General features: G+C 35.8%; 17 protein-coding genes. 6 read left to right on the forward strand and 11 right to left on the reverse strand.

The window, feature by feature from the left end; translation table 11 throughout:
- Window positions 1-42 precede the first annotated feature (42 nt).
- The 3 genes from K319_RS0101875 to K319_RS0101885 are packed head-to-tail and all read right to left on the reverse strand — an operon-like array spanning window position 43 to window position 2,455.
- Window positions 43-597 (reverse strand): 3'-5' exonuclease, encoded by a 555-nt coding sequence (locus K319_RS0101875; protein WP_027382067.1) that lies wholly within the window; start codon window positions 595-597, stop codon window positions 43-45.
- Window positions 597-1,577, reverse strand: a complete 981-nt coding sequence (locus tag K319_RS0101880; RefSeq protein WP_027382068.1) for a glycosyltransferase family 2 protein — start codon at window positions 1,575-1,577, stop codon at window positions 597-599. Before K319_RS0101880 ends, K319_RS0101875 begins: the two co-directional genes overlap by 1 nt.
- Entirely contained in the window at window positions 1,577-2,455 is an 879-nt protein-coding gene (locus tag K319_RS0101885) for a lysophospholipid acyltransferase family protein (protein WP_027382069.1), read from the reverse strand. The genes K319_RS0101880 and K319_RS0101885 overlap by 1 nt, the downstream gene beginning before the upstream one ends.
- A gap of 86 nt (window positions 2,456-2,541) precedes the next feature.
- Between K319_RS0101885 and K319_RS0101890 the strand changes: the two genes are divergently transcribed.
- Window positions 2,542-3,090 carry a thioredoxin family protein gene (locus K319_RS0101890; protein ID WP_034671249.1) on the forward strand — a complete coding sequence of 183 codons (549 nt, stop codon included), beginning with the start codon at window positions 2,542-2,544 and terminating at the stop codon, window positions 3,088-3,090.
- Between the two features lie 70 nt (window positions 3,091-3,160).
- Here K319_RS0101890 and rplI read toward each other — a convergent pair whose 3' ends face one another.
- The 5 genes from rplI to folP all read right to left on the reverse strand — a co-directional run bounded on the left by rplI (window position 3,161) and on the right by folP (window position 7,353).
- Window positions 3,161-3,682: a 50S ribosomal protein L9 gene (rplI, locus tag K319_RS0101895; protein WP_027382071.1), complete on the reverse strand. Its 522-nt coding sequence runs from the start codon at window positions 3,680-3,682 to the stop codon at window positions 3,161-3,163.
- 153 nt (window positions 3,683-3,835) lie between these two features.
- Window positions 3,836-4,138, reverse strand: coding sequence for a 30S ribosomal protein S18 (gene rpsR, locus K319_RS0101900; RefSeq protein ID WP_027382072.1), 303 nt, complete (start codon window positions 4,136-4,138; stop codon window positions 3,836-3,838).
- Between the two features lie 26 nt (window positions 4,139-4,164).
- Entirely contained in the window at window positions 4,165-4,506 is a 342-nt protein-coding gene (rpsF, locus tag K319_RS0101905) for a 30S ribosomal protein S6 (RefSeq protein WP_027382073.1), read from the reverse strand.
- Window positions 4,507-4,628: 122 nt separating this feature from the next.
- Window positions 4,629-6,257 (reverse strand): GEVED domain-containing protein, encoded by a 1,629-nt coding sequence (locus K319_RS20880; protein ID WP_051230355.1) that lies wholly within the window; start codon window positions 6,255-6,257, stop codon window positions 4,629-4,631.
- Window positions 6,258-6,525: 268 nt separating this feature from the next.
- Entirely contained in the window at window positions 6,526-7,353 is an 828-nt protein-coding gene (folP, locus tag K319_RS0101915) for a dihydropteroate synthase (RefSeq protein ID WP_034671251.1), read from the reverse strand.
- A 131-nt stretch (window positions 7,354-7,484) separates the two neighbouring features.
- Here folP and K319_RS0101920 point away from each other — a divergent pair, with 131 nt between their 5' ends.
- The 5 genes from K319_RS0101920 to K319_RS0101940 all read left to right on the forward strand — a co-directional run bounded on the left by K319_RS0101920 (window position 7,485) and on the right by K319_RS0101940 (window position 11,869).
- The gene (locus tag K319_RS0101920) at window positions 7,485-8,027 is read left to right on the forward strand and encodes a DUF1599 domain-containing protein (protein WP_027382075.1); all 543 of its coding nucleotides are present in this window, start codon (window positions 7,485-7,487) and stop codon (window positions 8,025-8,027) included.
- A gap of 26 nt (window positions 8,028-8,053) precedes the next feature.
- Window positions 8,054-9,130, forward strand: a complete 1,077-nt coding sequence (locus tag K319_RS0101925; protein WP_027382076.1) for a BT_3928 family protein — start codon at window positions 8,054-8,056, stop codon at window positions 9,128-9,130.
- A gap of 8 nt (window positions 9,131-9,138) precedes the next feature.
- Complete coding sequence (locus tag K319_RS0101930; protein ID WP_027382077.1) at window positions 9,139-9,489, forward strand: tellurite resistance TerB family protein; 351 nt, start codon at window positions 9,139-9,141, stop codon at window positions 9,487-9,489.
- A gap of 6 nt (window positions 9,490-9,495) precedes the next feature.
- The gene (tpiA, locus tag K319_RS0101935; protein ID WP_027382078.1) at window positions 9,496-10,257 is read left to right on the forward strand and encodes a triose-phosphate isomerase; all 762 of its coding nucleotides are present in this window, start codon (window positions 9,496-9,498) and stop codon (window positions 10,255-10,257) included.
- 160 nt (window positions 10,258-10,417) lie between these two features.
- Entirely contained in the window at window positions 10,418-11,869 is a 1,452-nt protein-coding gene (locus K319_RS0101940; protein WP_027382079.1) for a hypothetical protein, read from the forward strand.
- A gap of 4 nt (window positions 11,870-11,873) precedes the next feature.
- Here K319_RS0101940 and K319_RS0101945 read toward each other — a convergent pair whose 3' ends face one another.
- From K319_RS0101945 to K319_RS0101955, 3 genes are read right to left on the reverse strand one after another with little or no spacing between them, the layout of a single operon-like run.
- Window positions 11,874-12,938, reverse strand: coding sequence for a GNAT family N-acetyltransferase (locus K319_RS0101945; RefSeq protein WP_169712644.1), 1,065 nt, complete (start codon window positions 12,936-12,938; stop codon window positions 11,874-11,876).
- A gap of 54 nt (window positions 12,939-12,992) precedes the next feature.
- A complete protein-coding gene (locus K319_RS0101950; RefSeq protein ID WP_156907030.1) occupies window positions 12,993-14,012 on the reverse strand; it encodes a polysaccharide deacetylase family protein in 1,020 nt (339 codons plus the stop codon).
- 42 nt (window positions 14,013-14,054) lie between these two features.
- Window positions 14,055-16,193 carry a S46 family peptidase gene (locus tag K319_RS0101955; RefSeq protein WP_027382082.1) on the reverse strand — a complete coding sequence of 713 codons (2,139 nt, stop codon included), beginning with the start codon at window positions 16,191-16,193 and terminating at the stop codon, window positions 14,055-14,057.
- Window positions 16,194-16,288 lie beyond the last annotated feature (95 nt).

A 16,288-nucleotide genomic window follows, 5' to 3' on the forward strand; every position in this document is an offset into this window, starting at 1 on the left:
TTAATTATCTTAGATTTTTCTTCTGAGATTTCTAAGATAATTTTATAAAATCTTAATTCTTTTGCTAAAAACATCTTTAATTTCTTCATTACGGGTTATCATCAATCTTTCGAAGCTTAATAATGAGATTTTTGCGCAGACTTCTGCATCAGCATCTGCACGATGATGATTGAATCTGATCTGATGTTGTTCTGCCAGATTTTTCAAGCCATAACTTTTAAGGTCTTTCCAAGCTTTTTTCGCTACACCAATACTGCACAGATAGTTTATATTTGGTTTGAAAAAACCGTAATGCTCAAGACAGCCTCTCAGAACATTGGCGTCAAAAGCAGCGTTGTGGGCAATCATTAGATTTCCGTACATCAGGTTTTCTATCTCATACCAAACATCAGCAAAAGTGGGGGAATGTTGCACATCTTCCGGGGTAATCCCGTGAACAGCGATGTTGTGATGATTGAAATAAGGAAAAGATGGTGGTTTTATCAGCCAAGATCTGGTTTCTTTGATTTGACCATTTTCTACAATACAAATTCCTAATTCACAGGCGGAATTCTTCTCGTGCGTCGCGGTTTCAAAATCTAAAGCAATAAAATCCATTACTGATCATTTTTTGAGCCCAAGAAATGTTTGAAAATCAACCATCTCGTCTGGTAATAATTATCGATCTGATTTTTTTGTCTCAACTGGATTGATTTTGGTAGTTGCCAATAAAATCCCATATGTGAACGAAAAATCGCCCAAAGATGTGAAAATCCATTTTTGAATCCGAAATAAATTCCGGCAACCCCGTCCAAAGAAAGTCTGGAAAACAGAATGAAAAATACCTTTGATGAAGGAAGATTCTTGAGCATCATCGTTAGATTATTCCTGAAATTTAAGTATGTTTTCTGCGGATTTTGCTTGTTAAGTGTTCCTCCACCAACGTGATAGACTTTGGATCTTCCTGTGTAATAGATTTTCCTTCCTGTATTTTTCAATCTCCAGCAAAGGTCGATTTCTTCCTGATGTGCGAAGAATCTTTCGTCAAAGCCATCCATATTCCAAAAATCTTGTGAGCGGATAAATAATGAACAACCGGAAGCCCAAAAGATTTCGGTTTCATCGTCGTATTGCCCATTATCAGATTCGATATCATCAAAGATACGCCCTCTGCAGTAAGGATAGCCGAGATTATCAATCAAACCACCACCAGCTCCTGCAAATTCGAATTTATTCTTCTGGTTATAATCCAGAATTTTTGGTTGAATTGCTGCGATGTTTTTGTCTTCGGAGAATAATTTTATGATTGGAGAGATCCAGTTTTCTGTTACTTCTACATCAGAATTTAATAAGCAATAAATATCTGCGTTAATCGATTTTAATCCTTCATTATAGCCTGCAGCAAAACCAGAATTACTTTGATTTTGAATGATTTTGACCGAATTAAAATTATTCTTTAAGAATTGAACCGAATCATCTGTAGAAGCATTATCGATAACGAAAATTTGTGCATCAGGGGAATATCTAATTACAGATGGTAAGAATTTTTCCAGCCATTTTTTTCCGTTCCAATTGAGAATTGCAATTGCGACAGTCATTATTCTTCGTAAGTTTTTATGGCATCCTTATATTTCCATCTTCTATGCGACCAAAGCCAATTGTCCGGGTTTTTTCTGATTGTGTTCTCCAACAATTTATGGAACTTTTTCACGACCTCGTGCTCCACAAATTTTTCTCCATCCGGATAAATTCTATGGTAATTCACTTGGTAAAATCCTCGTTTCACTTTCTTCATTTCACAATAGATAAAAACCATATCCATTCTAGTAGATAACTTGTCATATCCAATGAAAGCCGGGGTCTTTTGATTCAGAAACTTTAGTCCATAATTAACAGAATGTACGTTCGGAGTTTGGTCAGCTACGAACATATAAGCTGAATTTCCGTTATTTTGGTTTCGGAAGATGTGTTTGATGACTTCTGTCGCTTCAAGGGATTTGTTATTGAATCTATTCCTGATTAGTTTGATCTTTTCTTCCCAAAAAGGGCTGCTCATCTTACGATAGACGGGATGACAATCTTTCTGAGGGATAAGTGTCGCCAATGCATTGAACCATTCCCAGTTGAAAACATGTCCGGACAACATTATGATATTTTTGCCCTCGTCCTTTGCCTGTTGGAAAAGATATTGATTCAGGTGCTGCATTCTAACCCTCGATTCGGTTTCGGAAATTGTAAAACCCTTGAGCATCTCGGCAAGGTAATCGCAGAAGTTGGAGAAGAATTTTTTCGAAATATCCTTGATTTCTTTATCCGATTTTTCAGGGAAAGAATTTCTGAGATTTTCCAAAACTTCTTTCTTCCTGTAGCCTACTATATAATAATTGACAAAGAACATTACATCTGAAAAGAAATATAATATTCTGAGTGGTAATCTGGAAATTAGTAATAATATGCCGAATAAAAATTGATTCAATGTATAATGAATATTGGCAAATATACTGAAAAATGGCTGAATTTTTGACTAACTTTGGTCTTTATTAAAATCAATCATCAATAATAATGAGAAAATCTGTTAAGAAATTGTTATTTGTCGGAGGTATACTTTTATTTTCTTTTGCAAATGCCCAAACCACCGAGCTTACCAAAGAACAAATAGAAGCCAAGAAAAAGGCGGCTGCCGAAGAAAAAGCTAAATTACCTAAACCATACCACCCAGAGGCCAATGCAGAATTGGATATCAAAAATGCTGTAAAACTTGCTAAAAAAGAACATAAAAATGTGGTAATACAGGCTGGGGGGAACTGGTGTATCTGGTGTTTGAGATTCAATAATTATGTTCAACAAACGCCCGAACTGAAACAAATTGTTGATAATAATTACATCTACTACCATTTGAATTGGTCGCCAGAAAATAAAAATGAAAAAATCTTTACGGGTTATGGGAATCCTGGAGAGAAATTTGGTTACCCAGTATTTATAATTTTAGACGAAAACGGGAAACAGATTCATACGCAGGATAGCGCAGTCTTAGAAGAGGGAAATGGTTATAGCCTTGAAAAAGTAAAAGACTTTTTTAATTCTTGGAAACCCAATCCAAATAAATCTTAAAAAACAGTTATCATAAAAACAAAAACCACTTCATTTGAAGTGGTTTTTTTATTTTTGGATCTTTATTCGATTAAGCTTCTTCAGAAGGAGTTTCTTCTTCTACTTTTGCTTTAGGCGCAGCAGCTGGTTTCGGAGCTTCTACTGGAGCGTCAGAAACGATGTCAAACTCGTAGTTGTATTCAACATTTCTATGAAGCCTTACAACTGCAGAGAATTTACCAGTTCTCTTGATCGTATTACCAGGGATTCTGATGTACTTTTTATCGACGTTAACACCAGCTTTTTCCAAAGCAGCAGCAAGGTCAGCATTGTTGATAGAACCGAATAGCTTGTCACCAGCACCCACTTTTGCAGGAATAGTAACTGTGGTTTTCTTCAATTGTTCTACAACTGCGTTAGCAGCAGCAACCAATTTAGCTTCTTCTTCTTTTCTAGATTCTAAAGTAGCTTCTAGAGCAGCTTTATTTTTAGGCGTTGCCAATAATGCAAAACCTTGAGGAATCAAGAAGTTTCTTGCATAACCTGGTTTTACGTTTACTGTATCAAACTCAAGTCCTAAGTTTTCTACATCTTTTTTTAGGATAATTTCCATTGTTGTTGTCCTTTTTTAGATATTAGATTTAGATATTAGATATTAGACTTTATTGGTCTGGTTTCTGAAATCTGAAATCTAAATCAAGTTAGAATTAATTAATTTATTCAGCAACAAAAGAAGCAGACGAACCTACTTCTTTTATTATTTTTCTTATTTCAATAAGTCAGCTACGTAAGGCATCAAAGCAAGGTGTCTTGCTCTTTTGATCGCAGCAGATACTTTTCTTTGATATTTAAGAGAAGTCCCGGTGTATCTTCTTGGTAAGATCTTACCTTGTTCGTTTACAAATTGTAAAAGGAAGTCAGCATCTTTGTAATCTACGTGCTTAATTCCAAATTTTTTGAATCTACAATATTTCTTTTCAGATTTTGTATTGATATCAAGTGGAGTAAGAAACTTCACTTCTGATTCACCTCCAGCAGAGGCTTGTTTTGCCATATCATCTATTGCCATTGTTTTAAAATTTTAAAGGTTAATAATTAAGCTTTAGCAGATTTTAGTTTGCTTCTTCTTGTCACTGCATAATCTACAGCGTGCTTGTCAAGTTTAGTCGTTAAGTAACGGATAACTCTCTCATCACGTTTAAAAGCAGTTTCTAGGTCTGCAACTACAGTTCCTTCTCCTTTGAATTCGATAAGGGTATAAAAACCATTCTTTTTCAATTGGATAGGATAAGCCAATTTCTTAAGTCCCCAATTTTCCTTGGCAACGATTTCGCAATTGTTTGAAGTCAATAGGTCTTCAAATTTTTTCACTGCTTCCTCCACCTGAGCATCAGATAGAACGGGAGTTAAAATGAAAACAGTTTCGTAATTGTTCATAATGTTAATTAATTTTAATTAAAAATTCGAGTTGCAAAAGTACAACTTTTTTCTGAACTACAAATATTTCTATAAAAAAATCCCGCCAATTGACGGGATTTGAAATTATTTAGAATCAATTGTTATTTCTTGATCACTTTCGTTGATGCTGTGCTTCCGTCTGCCATTGTAGTTGTTACAATATACACACCGGCATTTAATTTACTTAAATCGATTTGAGATTTAACCTCATTCAATTCCTTAATTAGTAATTGTTTTCCGGTAGCATCAAACACTTTTACAGATTGGATTTTTTCCGCAGCCTCAATAGTGAAGATATCTTTCACTGGATTTGGATAGGCTTTGATTCCAGTTTTAGAAACCTCATTAACTGCGAGTGTTCCAATATTTAAAGTATAGTCTTCTACTTGTCCGAAAGTTGCTGTTCCGCACGGCGTAGTATTGGAAGAAGATGAGCTTGTGTCATTCAATCTCACTCTCATGCGGGTTGCTCCTATGGTTGTTCCGGCAGGAATAGTGATTGATCCTGTCCAAGGTGATACCCCTATAGGAGTAACGAGGACTTGCTCACCTGCATCGTCAAAATCCTTATCGTTATTAAGGTCTATCCAAACCATAACCTGATCAGCATCAAAGGATGTTCCGGTGAATGAAGCTGTGAAGGTGTAGGTCGAACCAACCAGTACGTTCCCTACAACAGATGTAAAATCCTCGTATCCTGCCGTAGCTGTCGAATTGTTATTAATATCTGCGAAGGTAACATTACTTATTTTTTCCCAACTTGTAGAAGTTGCGCCAGCTGTACAATAAGTAGCTGCTGCTGTAGTGAAAGAGTAAACTGTACATCCGGTTGCAGATCCCACTGTATTCTTAGGAACTACTTTCCAATAATAGGTAGATGACAGGTCTAAGGAAGCCGCAGTATAGCTTGTTCCCGTTACATTTTGGACAAGAGTTGTTGGATTAGGGTTTTTGTCTAAATATACGTCATAGGATTCAGCTCCGGCAGATTGCGCCCAAGATAATGTTGTGGATGTGAATGCTACATCAATGGCTCCGTTTGCCGGAGATGTTAAAGTGGAGCAGTTTGGAGCGGTAGTTGGTGCAATTGAAGTTGTTACTTTGAAATCATCAACAGCAAAGCCAAACTGATCTGTAGAAGAACATTGTATAGCGATATATACTTGTTGTCCTGCATAAGCGCTCAAGCTAGTTGTGAATTCATGCCAAGTAACATCTGATGGTGTAGTTTGTACAGCTGATAACGGCGTGAAATCTGCAACAGCAGTACCGGTAGTAGAGATGTAAACCCTGTATTTTTCTGCACCATAGGTAGCATCACAGCTTTTTGCCCAAAAGCTCAATGCTCCTCCATCGGCAGCAAGTTGGATTTTCGGAGAAATAAGCCAGTCATTGTTAGACGCACCACTAGAGAGATAAAAAGAAGTCATTGTTTTTTGACCTGTTCTTGCAGTCCAGTTGGAAGTACTAGTAGGAGTTAAAACAGGAGTGGTAGTGGTAGAGTTAAATACTTGAAAAGCTTTGTTAGTACCATTCCCGTTGGGGAATGTTATACCATTAAATCCTCCAGATGGACTATTGTCTACATCAAGTAAAGTCCAGCTGCCAACATTTGAAATTGCGAAGTCGGTATAACTTTCAAAGCTGTCTTGAAATACGACATACTGTGCGTTTACAGTGTTTGTCGTTAAACCGGCTATGGCCAGTAAAGAAAATAGAATTTTTTTCATAAAATTAATTTTTTAATTCTCTCAAATTTAGTTAAATTATTTTGAAATAACCAAGTATTTTTTAATAAAATTATTAAATATATACTTGTTTTGGGTTTTTGTTGCATTGTAATTTGTTTAAATAATTACTTATCCATGCTAAATTTTTATAAAAATTTCTATATTGATTGAGTGTTTTAGAATTTTTGCGAAAATTTTACCTAAAAATTAAATTCTATTTTATTTTACTGCCAGATCGTTTTAATAATATGAAGATCTAGATAATAATTTAAATAACTAAAGTTTCAGGATTATGAAGACGAATGATATTCGCTCCTTTTTTTAATAACTTATGATGTAAATCTAATGTTTCTCTTTCAACTTCGTTCGGTTGTTTTCTGAGAGGCTTATAGATGAATGATTTTTTTGAAATCCCGGCCAGGATTGGCAATTGGCCAAATCCAATATATTCGAAATCGTCAATCATTTTATACTGGTCTTCAACGGTTTTCCCAAACCCGAATCCTGGGTCGAGAATGATATCTTTGATCCCTTTTTGTCTTAAAAGATTTACTTTTTCAGCGAAAAATCGATTGATTGAAATAATAATATCATCAAATTTGATCTTTTCATGCATCAATCCATAAGTTGGATTGACGTGCATTAATATATAAGGCAAGCCGGTCATTGCGACCGAGTCTAATAATTCAGGATCAAATTGACCGGCAGAGATATCATTAACCAAATCAATTCCTTCATCAAATCCAAATTGTACAACATCCGAATAAAATGTATCAAGAGAAATCAAACTCTCCGGAAATTCTTTTTTAATTAATGAAATAACGTTTCCAATTCTTCTGATTTCTTCATCAGCTTTCAAAAATTCGGAATTTGGACGAGTTGACTGTGCGCCAACATCGATAATAGTTGCGCCATTTTTTAATAAATTTTCAGCTTGTTGCAAAGCTGATTTTTCATTGTTGAATTTCCCACCATCAGAAAAAGAATCTGGAGTCAGATTCAAGATTCCCATTAGTTTGGGCTTTGACAGGTCAAGCAATCTGCCATTACAATTGATTGAGAAAAACCTGGAATGGTTAGTTGAAAAAAAGTCCATATCACAAAAATAAAATTTAGTTGTGAGTTATTAAGTATCAGTCCTAAGTTATTTTTATAGATTCAAAAACTGATAACCTTCAACTTTTAACTTTCAACTAAATTTGTATCTTTGAACCAATAGACAGATTTATGCACAATACATCCGCCCAGTTTGACGACGTTATAAAGGTTTGCAGAGAGCTTTTTCAGAAGAAAATGAAAGATTATGGAACGGCGTGGCGTGTTCTTCGCCCCAGTTCTATCACAGATCAGATCTATATCAAAGTCAATAGAATCAGAACGTTACAAATGACGGATGTGAAAATGGTGGATGAAAGTGAAGAAGATGAATTCATCGCCATCATCAATTATTCCATCATCGGATTGATCCAGTTGGAAAAGGGTTTTTCTGATGAACTGAATGCTGATCCCGAGGAGATCATCCATCTTTATGATTTTTACGCTCAAAAGGCAAAAGAACTGATGGAACGCAAAAATCACGATTACGGCGAAGCCTGGAGAGATATGAGAATTTCTTCGATTACCGATTTGATTTATCAAAAGGTTTTGAGAACCAAACAGATAGAGGATAACCAAGGAGCGACGTTGGTTTCGGAAGGGTTGGATGCGAACTATTTTGATATGCTGAATTATGCTGTTTTCTGTTTGATTAAATTTAAAATTAACTCTTGATCAATTATAACGTCAATACATAAACTATGCGCACAATTTTACGATATATTGTTTCTTTGATATTCATCGCATCAGGCTTCGTGAAAGCCGTTGATTTGAAAGGATTTTCTTTCAAGTTGGAAGAATATTTCTCACCAATTGTTTTCAACCTGCCGTTTTTGGAAAAATATGCTCTGGCATTTTCAATTATTGTAGTTGTTCTGGAATTGGTTTTAGGATTTATGTTATTGATGAAAATCAAACTTAAGGAAACACTTTATGCATTGATTGCCCTTTGCGTTTTCTTTGGTTTCCTTACATTTTATTCCGCTTATTATAATGTCGTTACAGATTGCGGGTGTTTCGGAGATGCGTTGAAATTCACACCTTGGCAGTCATTCTGGAAAGATATTACACTTTTGGTTTTATTGTTGATTCTGGCGGTTCTTTACAGAAAAAGAGAAGAAGATGAAAAGGTGAGATTCGGGAAATTACCATTGTTAGGCGTTTTTGTTTTGGTCATGATTTTTGTGATGTACAGAGGAATTGCACACGAACCGATGATAGATTTCAGAGCTTATTCTATTGGAACTGACCTAGCAGCTGAGAAAGAGAAAATCAATAAAAATCCTTCGGAATACAAGACTTTTTATTCGCTTAAAAATTCCAAAACCGGCGAAGTGAAAAAAGTGGATCAAGACGAATATATCAATAAGGAATATTGGAAAGATACAACCTGGAAGATCGAAGACGGAAAAACAACTTCCGAAATCACGAAAAAAGGCTACGAATCCGAGATTTCAAAATTTAAGATTGAAGATGCCAATGGAAATCCGATCACAGACGAAATTCTGAAGGAGCCAAGAGTTGTTTTGGTTTTTACCTACAAACCAAAAGAAGCAGATTTAGAATTAGTTAAAAAAACTGAAACTAAAGCCCTGACAGAAAAAGCCAAAGTTTATGGTGTCAGCACGCAGCCTGATTTTTACAAACAGATCCCGAATTATCTAATGGACGAGATTGCTATCAAAACCATCGCGAGAAGCAATCCTTTTGTATTGATTTTGGAAAAAGGGAAAATAGTTGAGAAATTGGGCGCAAAAGATTATTTAAATCAAGATTAAATTATATAATGAGAAAATCAAATAAACCTATCGCAGGCTATCATTTGTTAATGATTTTGTCCGCTGTAGATGGCATTATCAAACCAGAAGAAGGGCTTAAAGTCCAGGAATATATGGCGGAAGAATTCCCTTTTCGTTTGAATCTGGACGACGAATTAGAGATCATTGCCCAACTTACAGCCGACCAATGGCAGGAACACTTCGAGTTCCATGCAAAATGTTTCGAGGAAGATTCTACAGAAGCAGAAAGAAAAAACTTCATCCAGTTTGCAAAATCACTCATAAAAGCTGATAATGAGGTGACAGATGAAGAACATCAGTTTTACACACTACTAAAAAATATTTGGAAATTAAATTAAAATATAATGAGAAAGAACATTGTTGCAGGAAACTGGAAAATGAACAAAACCTATTCTGAAGCTCAGGAATTGATGGCTCAGCTTTTAGAATACAAAAAAAATAATACAACCAACTGCGAGGTTTATATCGCGCCGCCGGCTTTATATCTTACTGCAGCTAGAGAAGTTTTTAAAAATAATGAGGTAGGCGTATTCGCACAGGATGTTTCAGAATATGCAAGTGGTGCTTACACAGGTGAGATTTCTGTGGATATGCTGGCTTCTGTAGATGCAGACGGAAGCTTGGTTTCACACTCGGAGAGAAGAACTTTCCACGGAGAGACTGACAGCCACGCCAACAGAAAGGTAAAAGCACTTTTGGACAAAGGTTTGACACCCATCTATTGCAACGGTGAAAAATTGGAAGAAAGAAAAGCGGGAAGGCATTTTGAAGTTGTCAAAAATCAAACTGAAACGGCTCTTTTCACTTTATCTGCTGAAGAGATCAAAAAAGTGGTGATCGCCTACGAACCGGTTTGGGCAATCGGAACCGGTGAAACGGCGACTGCAGAACAAGCACAGGAAGTTCACGCCTATATAAGAAGCCTGATTGCTGACAAATATGGAAAAGAAGTCGCTGATGAAGTTTCTATCCTTTACGGAGGAAGTGTAAAGCCCGACAATGCTAAAGAGATCTTCTCTCAACCGGATGTTGATGGAGGTTTGATCGGTGGTGCAGCACTTAAGATCGAAGATTTCTCAAAGATCATCGAAGGATTCAATTCTTAAAATAAATTCCTCACAAAACCTTGTCGTAGTTCAGGTCTTTGGCAAGGTTTAATTTTGTAGTTATTGTTCTATTGGGAACAATAACTTTTTTTGTTTAATTTTTTTAGATTTTCAACAATATTTTCTGTGTAAATTAGTTTGCTATTTATTCGGACATATAATGTTGAAACTATTTTATTTTTGTCTCTTTATTTTCTGCTTTGTGAAGATCGCGGCACAAAATAATTTCAGTTTTTCCAACGATAATTATAGTGGGATCAACTCGGTTGTCCTTTCTCCTACACAAGCTTTCCTTAATACAAATCCTTGGGATGTCAATCTGATATCAGCCGATATATTTCTACAAAATAATTACGCTTACATTTCGAAACAGAATGTTTTGGGATTATTGAATGCCGAAATTCAGATCGCAAACCCCAGGAAGAACATAAGAGGGGAGAACCAATCTAATGTTTTTGATTTTTATAACAAAGAAACTGCTGATGCTTTGATGAATTATGATGCCCTGGGACCGTCCTTTTCTATGATAGCGGATATAAAAGAGAAAAAGTATGCGTTTGGGTTATTCAGCCGTATGAGAGTACAAGGTGCGGTTCTGAAACTGGATAATTATTTCCGCTTTGGGAACGAGATGGTCCCACAGCCTTCGGATTATAAAATGAATCCTTTTTCATCGGCGTCCATGAGCTGGAATGAGGTTGGATTGAATGCTGCAACTGAGATTTTTCCTTACTCTGACAAACATTGGATTTTTGGCGTCAATATAAAATATGAGATGGGTCTGGATGCTGCCAATATCATAAGCCATAAAGATATCGACCTGTCTGCCAGCGATCCTGCGCCTACAGAAGATCCGGATTATAAGAATATCTATGCCTCCAATTACGATATTTCTTTGAATTATATTACCAATTATGACTTTGAGAACGATAGATATGAATACAAGCAGAACGGGTCGGGACTAGGATTGGATATTGGAATTACAATGATGGATAAAGACAAAGGAGAGGACGAATATAATTCTAAATTCTCCTTGAATATCCTGGACATCGGTTCTGTTAATTTCAAGCAGGGGATCAATCATTCTTTTAAAAATGGGAAAACCGTTTGGCTGCAAAATAATCCTGTTTTCAAAGATGAGGATTTTACGACGCCAGAAGATTATCTTAGGAAAATAAGCAAGGAAGCCTATGGAAATGAGGACGCTTCTTTTGTAGGAAACGGATTCCGAATCGGGTTACCTACAAGCATTAATGTTAACTATAGCCAAAGGGTCAAAGCGAACCATTTCATCAATTTCAATTGGATCCAGAGAGTTCCTTTTTTCAGAAATCCTGTCAAGCGAAACAATATGCTCAACGCCAATTATTCGGTTCAGAAAGAAGCGATTGGTTACGGAGTTTCCACATCGTTATCAGAATATAGACATCTTTATTTCGGTGGTTATTTGCGTTTGGGACCTGTGATATTGGGAAGTGAGAATATTTTTCCGATGTTTTTCAAACATCAACATCTTCATGCTGCTGCTTTTTATCTGGCAATTAAACTCTATCCGTTTTGGGATAATGAGTTTAAACGCCACAGAAGGGAAAAATGTGATTGTGAAAAATAGTTTTTTATGTAAATGAAAAATCGCCGTCCCCATCTGTAAAATCGAAGTCGAAATTTTTCCCTAATTTTTCTTTAAAACCTTTATGGACGAGATATTCTCTTTTCAATGGTCTTTTGTAGATAGCTTTTGGAAGATCATTAATTGAATGATTAAGATGATCATCATAGAGCGTCATCATTTTCACGTTATACTTCCTGATGATCTTTGGTAAGACTTCTGAAACAACTTTAGAATTTCCAAAATAATAAAGCACCTTCAAGTGGCTGTTTCTCACAGAGCAAAGCATTGCGGAAACAATTTGTTGATTTTCATAAACCACAACCCAAAACATTTCGTAATCTTCGGAATAGGATGAGAAAAGATAATCAGACTCTTCTTTTTTCTGGGAAAGCCAAGGGAAATTCAACATCCATTGGAAATCTTCCGAGCTTCTCGCAATCGGATTTTTAGCTTGGACAGAAATGAATCTGCTTAAATCATCATCAACAGATCTCGAGATTTTGTATATATGGTTTTTCCCTTTGCTGAGATAAGGAATAAAAATATTGATGAAACTATCAAAACGTTTCAGCCAGATCTTGTTCTTTAGAAAAATATCTTTTTTAGAAGGTAAAAGCTCCGCCAAATTAGATTTGTAATAATACCGCACAGCTGCTTTGGTCTTTAGATCCTCAAACATTCCGATCTTGCGGTATAATCTCCCCGCACTTGGTGTGAACTCTGTGATCATAAGGTTTTTGTTATAAGATTCCTCCGCTGCGTAAAGTAATTTTTGGGCAATTTGCTTACCCCGGAATTTTTCACTGACGAATAATGTTGACAGCCATCCAAAATGAACTTTATGTCCATTTCTATCAGTTACATCATCGGGCAACATTCCCAGATATCCGGCAAGACAATCGTTTTCATAGGCTAAAAAAAGTAAATTATCTTCAGGCTTTGCACGTGGATTATGGATATGGGAAACCTCCCTTAATTCTGAAATCGGAGCAAATTCAAAATTTTCAAATGCTTCGGTTTTTGTAAAACCTTTTAACTGGTCTTTATTTAATCCAACGATTTTTATCACCTGATCATTAATTTTTAACAAATATAAGGAACACTTTATTCAAAGCATAATTTTTCAGCTTCGTTTGATCCTGTTTTTCTTGGTATTTCTTAGAAATTGATAATAGATGATTTCGTTTTTCAGAATCTCTTCAACTGAATAATTTCTAATTTCTATAGGAACTCTTTGGATGTTTTTTTTATTGGAATCCAATTTCAGACCTGCAGCACCGAATGTAACTCTAAGGTCTGGATTTTGACTAAAAACCGAATCGAAAAATTGATTTTTGACCAAATTGTCTGTGAAAGGAAAAGCGAAAGAATCGATCAAAAAATGATTTTCATTCATATAATCAAGAGCTTTTTGCGTGTTCTCCAATTGTTCTGTTAAGGAAAGCTGATTGTAAAGTGGATGGTCCCAACCATGGGAAGCAATTCCAAAACCATCATTTTTTAGTTTTTGTAGCTGGTTTGTAGTAAGATATACGGGATTTGTCTTTAGATAATTTTTAGTATCAATTTCTAAATGTTCAGCGATCTCATCCAATTGGTGTTTATCTTTAAAATTGATACTTAGGATTGAAGAAATAATTTCTTTTAATTCATTGCCGGTCCATTCGAACATTTTATCTTGAAAATTCTCATCCTCAATTATTTCCGAAACAATCAGGCTGGCTTTATTTCTCCACATCATTTCATTATTATCAATGAATTTCGGATTGATGTAATTGATCGCAAAAATTCCTTTTTTGAGAAGAATAGGAGAGATGATATCGTAAAACTCAATATAACCATCATCAAAAGTCAATAGGATGCCAGGTTTTGAGGTTTTCTTTTTACTGAGATAATCATCCCAGTCGATAAACTCAAAATGCTTCGAAAGAAAATCCAGGTCTTTTTCAAACTGATTGACCGAGCGATAAGGGAAAAGATGTTTAACGTGCTTTACATTCTTGTCCGAAACCAAATGGTAAACTATGATAATAGTTTCAAAAGGTAGTAGCTTTGAAAAATGATCAAAGGAAAAATTCTTTGATAATGGGTTAATAACTCGGAAAAATCTGGTCTTGAAGCTCATCAGAAAAAACTTTGCCAAAGATAATCATCTTTGGCAAAGCAGTATTGATTTAAAATTTAATTACTTTACGATCTTCATCTCATTCAATAGCCATTTTGCATCGGCATATTTATCGATTACAAAAAGAATGTATTTTGTATCGACCATGATGTTTCTACACAATTTCGGGTCATAATTGATGTCACTCATTGTTCCTTCCCATTGTCTGTCGAAGTTCAGCCCGATCAGGTTTCCATAAGCATCCAAAGCAGGACTTCCGGAATTTCCTCCTGTTGTATGGTTCGTTGCAGTGAAATTTACAGGGACATCTCCTGTTTTGTCTTTATAGATACCGTAGTCTTTTGTGTTGTAAAGATCGATCAGTTTTTTAGGCAAATCAAATTCATAATCTCCAGGGATATATTTTTCTAAAACACCGGCAAGATGTGTTTGATAACCATAATTCACAGCATCTCTTGGATTAGACCCTTTCACTTTTCCATAAGTTACACGAAGTGTGGAATTGGCATCAGGAAAGAATTTTCTGTCTTTGTCCGTTTCCATTTGCTGTGCCATGAATTTCTTTTGCAGGGCGTCAATATCAGATTGCAAATTAGTCACTTTATCATGTGTCGTTTTCACATAAGTATTCTTGATGGAAGCATAAAGCTGAACCAAAGGGTCTTTTTTTATAGCTTGGACCAAAGTGGCCTGGTCAGCAAAAACTTTATTGATGTCAGAATAAACTGTTGCGCCATTTACGGTTCCGCCACCGGTAATGACCGATGTTTTTGCCCAGTTTTCTATCGTTGCAATATTCTGATTGACATCTTTGTACTTTTCAAAACCTGCAGGTAAAAATTGCTGTGGTGTTTTGTTGGCATAGAGAGCAATAACTTTTGCAGTCACTTTTGCATCCAGGCTACTTTCATAATCTTTATAGATATCGGAAAGTCTGGATTTGAGATTGTCCAAAGATTTTTGTGTAGAAGTTCCATTTTCAACAGCCTCTATATAACTTCCGAATAAGCTTGCCAAAGCCAGAGTTTCGGCATTTCTCGGTAATTCGCTATAATAAGCTCTGTTCAATGCATAAGGGGCTTGTTCGCCATATAATTTATTGAGGGCATCAATAGTAGGCTTGATTGCTTGATTTTTAGAGATAAGCGTTTGCTCATATTGCTGTTTTTTTCCAACGGCATTGGACTTTTTCAAACCTTCAATTTCTCCTTGCCATTTTTTCCAGGCATTGGAGATTCTAGCATATTTAGAAGCATATTTGATTCTTGTTGCATTATCCACCCTCATTTTTTCATCGAGTGTTTTAAGCGTTACATCACGAACCGAGATCATGGCTGGGTCTATTTCTGTCATGATCTTTTCGACAGCAACAGCAGGAAGATATTCTGTGGTTCTTCCGGGAAAACCGAAAACAAATGTAAAATCATCTTCTTTTTTGTCTTTGATGGAGATCGGTAAAAAATGTTTTGGTGTATAAGGAACGTTATCTTTGGAATATTCTGCAGGCTTATTGTTTTTGTCTGCATATATTCTGAACATAGAGAAATCTCCTGTGTGCCTTGGCCAGACCCAGTTGTCCGTATCGGAACCATATTTCCCGATTGCAGAAGGAGGTGCTCCAACCAAACGGATATCTTTATATGTTTCAATCACATAGGCATAATATTTATTACCATAATACATCGCTCTTACGGAAATCTTTTGATAAGCTTCGGTTTTTTGAGAAGCGATGTAGGCATCTGTATTTTGCTTGATCTTAATGTCTAGTTCTTTTCCAGTCAGACCATCAGTTCCTGCAAGGATTTCTTTACTTACTTCTTTGATACTGGTAATGAAATCAACAGTTACACCGGGATTTGGCAATTCTCCGTTGATGTCTTTCGCCCAAAAACCATTGGTCAAAAGATCATTTTCTACAGTAGAATGGGATTGAATATTGTCATAGCCACAGTGATGGTTGGTTAATAAAAGTCCATTTGGAGAGATGATCTCCGCAGTGCAGCCACCATCAAATTGGACAACAGCATCTTTGATACTCGCTTTTTCAGGATTGAAGATATCCTTTGCAGAAATCTTCATTCCCAGTTCCTTCATTTCTTTTTCATTGACTTCTGTTGGGATCCACATGCCACCGTATTGCTGACCAAATGCCATTACAGCCGGAAAGAACAAGGCTGATAAAAGGATTTTACTTTTCATTAACTTTAATTTAAACTTCACGAATTTAAAGAAAATTTTCTGAACGAAATTATGCTTGGTATCACAATAGAAAATAGGATCTACATTTAGATCCT

Source organism: Epilithonimonas caeni DSM 17710 (assembly GCF_000426465.1).
GTDB classification, from domain to species: domain Bacteria; phylum Bacteroidota; class Bacteroidia; order Flavobacteriales; family Weeksellaceae; genus Epilithonimonas; species Epilithonimonas caeni.